This window comes from Streptomyces sp. NPDC054840 (assembly GCF_053611065.1).
The window spans coordinates 1-2,630 of sequence record NZ_JBSGZP010000852.1 but is presented as its reverse complement, the minus strand read 5'-3'; the positions used below and the strand labels follow the sequence as shown (position 1 = coordinate 2,630).

Sequence of the window (2,630 nt, the reverse complement as noted above, 5' to 3'; positions counted from 1 at the left end):
GGCAAGGCGGAGGGGCACCCGTGTACCGGACGTACTCGGGCGCCCCGACAACGCGGCGGGGCGCGGTGCCGGGCGTCGCGTGCCCGGCAAGATCCGAAAGAGACGGCCTAACGGACCACCGGGTTCCCGTCGGTGCGCCGGGTACCGCACCGGGTGCAGTACCCGGCGTCGCGTTCGTCGGCCAAGCCTCCGCACGCGTCGCAGACGAGGTGCAGGAGGCAGGCCGGCTCCCCGGCGTCAGGCGGCAGCTGCCGCGCGGCGGCGAAGGCCGGCCGGCCAGGAACGGACTCATCCATGGCGGCTCCACGACCGATCGAGTCAGGGGCTGAGAGCGTAACCCCGTTCGGGCGGGCCGCACCGGGCCCGCCCGTGCCGCCGCCCCGACGGGCGTCTACTGCGCCACCGCCGCCCCCACCCACGCCCCCACCACCATCAGGCACGCGAACAGCTCCACCAGGACGCTCGTCCCCACCGCCCGCATCACCGCCCGCACCGACGCCCAGGCCTCGCCGTGGGTGCCCAGGCGGAGCCGCTCGCACAGGTAGATGCCGCCCACGAAGCCCGGTACCGCCCCCACCACCGGAACCAGGACGAAGCCCAGCAGCGCCCCGGCCCCCGCGAACACCGCCATCCGGGAGGTGACACCCAGCCCCCGCACTCGCCGGGGCGGCAGCAGCCACTTCATCACCTGGACCACCAGCAGCAGGGCCGTCGCCGCGACAAGCAGGGACCACGCCGGCGCCGAGCGCACGTGCAGGGCCCACCACAGCAGTCCCGCCCACACCAGCCAGGTGCCCGGCACGCCCGGGATCAGGACTCCGACCACCCCGAGCAGCAGCACCAGCCCCACCAGCAGCAGCTGAGGCAGATCCATGCGCTCAGCCTGACCGACCTGGGGCTATCGGGCCACCCAACCCCGCTCGTACGCGTGCCAGCCGAGCTGCAGCCGGGTCGTCACCCCGGACAGCTCCATCAGGCCCTTGACCCGCCGCTGCACCGTGCGCAGCCCGAGCTCCAGGTGCTTGGCCACGCTCGCGTCCGTCATCCCCGCCAGGAGCAGCGAGAGGATCTCCAGGTCCGTCGCGTCGGGGCTGCCGCCGGCCTCCTCCGCCGAACCGGCCGCTCCCAGCCGTAGCGGCATCGACTCCCGCCACACCGCCTCGAACAGGCCGGTCAGGGATTCCAGCAGTCCCGAGGCGTGTACCACCAGCGCCGCCGGCTCCGCCCCGCGGACCGTCAGCGGGACCATGGCCAGCATCCGGTCCGCGACCACCAGTTTCGTCGGCACCCGCGCCGTCACCCGGACCTGCTCGCCGCGCGCCAGCGCCGTCGACGCATCCCGGATCCCGCTCGGCAGGGTCAGTACCTCCCGCTCGATGACCACCCGGTGGCGGACCCCGCGTACGGAGGCCCGGTCCTCCGCCTCGTGGTCCGTCCCCGTCGCCACCTGCGGCCGGCCGGTGACCAGCGCGCAGACCTCCTTCTCCGCGCCCAGCTGGATCTGGTGGAAGCGATGTGCCACCGCGCTCGCGCCCTGCACCACCTCCACGAGGTCGTGCACCGTGGGCTCGGCCGCCTCCGCGCGGTACTCCTCGGCCAGCAGCGCCGCCGCCAGCTCGGCCTGCTCCAGCTCGTGCCGCTGCCGGGTCAGCAGCGCACCGAGGGCCACCCCGGGCGGGGCCGCCACCCAGCGCCCGGGCCGGGCCGAGGACTGCGCCGCGAGCCCCTGCCGCTCAAGGTGGCGCAGGGCCCGTTCGGTGTGCGGCACCGGCAGCGTCAGCCGGTGCGCGAGGTCGGGCACCTCCGCGGCACCCAGCGCGACCAGCGCGCGGTACGCCGACTCCTGGCCCTCGTCCAGGCCTATGGCACCCAGCAACCCGTCCACCCCCACCTTTCGACACGCGCCCGGCGGGAAGTGGCCACGACGCGAACCCGCCGCGGACATCATCGCCGCACCCGGCGCCACTCTGCCAAGGTGATGCCACCGCGGCACCGACATCCGCCGGTCGGAAGCCACTTACGCGGGGCTTTCGCCGCGCGAAGCAGTAGTTGGCGGCAATTCATCCGGGAAGGGCGATGCAGCCGGTATCGCCCCGCGGCCGCCTCGTCAAGCAACCCCACCCCGACCGGAGCGCGCTGCGGGTCAAGGCCGCCTCGACCTGAAGGCCGCCCCGACGCCACCGTGGCCGGTGCGCCCGCGTGAGCGAGCAGGGCGGCCGGTGGAGCGCGATCGCCGACCACCCCCGAGCCTCCGGCCGGCCCGTGTCGCCGCAGGTCGAACAGACCGACGCGAGGGCGTCACGGTCACCCGGACGGTCGTGCGGACGTACGACGTGCGCTGATCCGTACGGCGGGAAGGGGAGGGGGCCACCGGACGGCGGTCCGGTGGACCCTTTTCGCGCATTCGGCGTTTTCCGCCCCCGTACGGGGCCGAGAATGGACCCATGAGTCAGCAGGGCGCGGACGACTGGTGGCAGAAGCTCTACGAGGGCCCGGACGCGAGAGCGGAACCTGATCCGGGGGACACCCTGGACAACCGGTTCCGTTCGGCGGCGGACGTCACGACGGATCCGGCACCGGCCACGGCACCGGCACCGGCCACGGCACCGGCACCGGCACCGGCACCGACC

Annotated in this window: 3 protein-coding genes and 1 pseudogene; 1 reads left to right on the top strand and 3 read right to left on the bottom strand. The window is 74.5% G+C overall.

The genetic code is table 11. The features are described 5' to 3' along the window. Positions 1-107: 107 nt before the first annotated feature. The 3 genes from ACWGIU_RS35040 to ACWGIU_RS35030 all read right to left on the bottom strand — a co-directional run bounded on the left by ACWGIU_RS35040 (position 108) and on the right by ACWGIU_RS35030 (position 1,876). A complete protein-coding gene (locus ACWGIU_RS35040) occupies positions 108-296 on the bottom strand; it encodes a hypothetical protein (RefSeq protein ID WP_453712136.1) in 189 nt (62 codons plus the stop codon). A 95-nt stretch (positions 297-391) separates the two neighbouring features. Then, positions 392-874 carry a DUF456 domain-containing protein gene (locus ACWGIU_RS35035; RefSeq protein WP_453712135.1) on the bottom strand — a complete coding sequence of 161 codons (483 nt, stop codon included), beginning with the start codon at positions 872-874 and terminating at the stop codon, positions 392-394. A gap of 24 nt (positions 875-898) precedes the next feature. Then, entirely contained in the window at positions 899-1,876 is a 978-nt protein-coding gene (locus ACWGIU_RS35030; RefSeq protein WP_453712137.1) for a helix-turn-helix domain-containing protein, read from the bottom strand. A gap of 568 nt (positions 1,877-2,444) precedes the next feature. On the opposite strand from ACWGIU_RS35030, the pseudogene ACWGIU_RS35025 reads away from it, so the two are divergent. Beyond that, a pseudogene (locus ACWGIU_RS35025) lies at positions 2,445-2,630 on the top strand (protein phosphatase 2C domain-containing protein); the annotation flags it as partial.